General features: G+C 52.5%; 1 protein-coding gene and 2 pseudogenes. 2 read left to right on the top strand and 1 reads right to left on the bottom strand.

Annotated elements, in window-relative coordinates; all coding sequences use genetic code 11:
• Window positions 1-247, top strand: a 247-nt coding sequence (locus tag QZ506_RS03010) for a hypothetical protein (RefSeq protein ID WP_291968967.1), incomplete at its 5' end; no start/stop codon positions are given.
• Window positions 154-823: pseudogene (locus tag QZ506_RS03005) on the top strand (ATP-binding cassette domain-containing protein); the annotation flags it as partial. The gene QZ506_RS03010 and the pseudogene QZ506_RS03005, both read left to right, overlap by 94 nt.
• A gap of 57 nt (window positions 824-880) precedes the next feature.
• Here QZ506_RS03005 and QZ506_RS03000 read toward each other — a convergent pair.
• A pseudogene (locus QZ506_RS03000) lies at window positions 881-1019 on the bottom strand (helix-turn-helix domain-containing protein); the annotation flags it as partial.

Here is a 1019-nt window from a genome sequence, read left to right as displayed (position 1 = left end):
TGGCCACTTTTGCCATAACCGTTTTTTTCACAGGAGATGTCTGTTCACAAAACGGGCATCTTACATCAACTTTAGCCACTGTATTCCACATCCAAAACCGGACATTTCACACTGCAATCAACATATTGAATACACGACCCTTCTCATGAATCGGTGCGGGCTGATAATGGGCCGGATACCACCTTTCGTCTCGACGATTTCAGCTTTGCTGTGCTTGGTTGCACCCTGCTGCATTCGCTTTCTCTGACATTTCCCATCGGTAAAGTGTGTGGATTGATTGGTCACAACGGTTCAGGTAAATCAACGTTGTTGAAGATGCTGGGGCGTCATCAAACTCCAAGTAGCGGCGTGATATCGGTCAAGGACACGCCGTTGCCCGGCTGGGACAGCAAATCCTTTACCCGACAGGTTGCGTATCTGCCCCAAAAACTCCCTGCCGCGGAAGGTATGACGGTGCGTGAGCTGGTTGCGCTCGGACGTTACCCGTGGCACGGCGCGCTGGGGCGCTTTGGCAGTACTGATCGCGAAAATGTGGAAAACGCTATCGCCGTCGTGGGGCTGAAGCCGTTCGCTCACCGTTTGGTGGACAGCCGCGGTCTGCTGCTGGATGAGCCGACGTCAGCGTTAGACATTGCGCATCAGGTTGAGGTTACTGTCCCTGATCCAACGCATGAGCCGTGAGCAGGGGCTGACGGTGATCGCTGTGCTGCACGATATCAATATGGCGGCACGCTACTGTGATTATCTGGTGGCGTTGCGCGGTGGAGAAATGATTGCGCAGGGGACACCGGATGCAATCATGTGTACTAGCTCAGACCTGATCTGACAGACACCTGTATAAATAATCGGTAACTGTCAGATCAGGTCTGAGCTAGTACACATCAATGCCGCCTTCAGCAGCCAGTTCCTGATAACGGTAAAATGTATCGCGTGACACGCCCATGATCTTGCAGGCTTTTGATACGTTACCGAGTTCTTCGGCGAGATTGAGCAGGCCGGCTTTGTGTTTGATAATGGGA

The sequence above is a fragment of the Candidatus Symbiopectobacterium sp. genome (genome assembly GCF_020054415.1).
Taxonomy (GTDB): domain Bacteria; phylum Pseudomonadota; class Gammaproteobacteria; order Enterobacterales; family Enterobacteriaceae; genus Symbiopectobacterium.
Note: the sequence above shows the minus strand (reverse complement) of the source record. Positions and strands in the feature narration are given on the sequence as shown.